The sequence below is a fragment of the Corallococcus llansteffanensis genome, assembly GCF_003612055.1.
Lineage (GTDB): Bacteria > Myxococcota > Myxococcia > Myxococcales > Myxococcaceae > Corallococcus > Corallococcus llansteffanensis.
Genome location: NZ_RAWB01001124.1, coordinates 1 through 728 on the forward strand (window position 1 = coordinate 1; position 728 = coordinate 728).

The window sequence follows — 728 nt, forward strand, 5'->3', positions numbered from 1 at the left end:
TCCTGACCCCGACCCCTGACGTCTGGAGGTTCCGCACCCACCCGCCCTACACACGGGCGAGCGTCGGCTGCCTGACGGCGGTGTCGCGCTCGGGGGTAACACCCGATCCGCGGAGCGAGGAGTAGCTTGCGGATTCCCGATGAGTCCCACGACAGCGACCGCTTCCTCCCTGCCCACCATGGCGGGACCGCATTTCACGTTGGCCTCGTCCGCACGCCTGCTGGGCACACTCCAGGTGGGACGCGGGGCGGTCATTTCCCGAGGCACCGTCGTGCGCTCGGTGGGAGGCTCCGTGATGATGGGGGCCTCCTCCACGCTGCGCGAGGACGCGGTGGTGGTGGGCACGCCGGATCGCCCCACTTCCATCGGTGAGAAGACCCACCTGGGACCGCGCTCGCTCGTCATCGGCGCGCAGGTCGGAGCCCTGTGCGACATCGGGGGCGGCGCCATCCTGATGCCCGGCGTGACGCTGGGCGACCGCTGCGTGGTGGGGGAAGGCACGGTGCTGCCTCCGGGCATGGTGGTGCCGGAGCAGTCGGTGGTGTTCGGCCGGCCCGGGCAGGTGCTGCGGGTGCTCTCCTCCGAGGACCTGGCCCGCCTGCAGCAGCGCTGGGGCGGAGACCTGTCCCTCTCCTCGCAGCCGTTGACCTCTTTTTCCGCGCGGGACCGCGCCGAGGATGCACCCATGGGCCAGCTGTATGCCTTCCGCGACCGCCACCCCTTCGTCC

Annotated in this window: 1 protein-coding gene; it reads left to right on the forward strand. The window is 71.2% G+C overall.

Annotated elements, in window-relative coordinates; translation table 11 throughout:
- Positions 1-295: 295 nt before the first annotated feature.
- The coding region (locus D7V93_RS43735) for a gamma carbonic anhydrase family protein (RefSeq protein WP_279637003.1) at positions 296-728 on the forward strand (433 nt) is incomplete at its 3' end.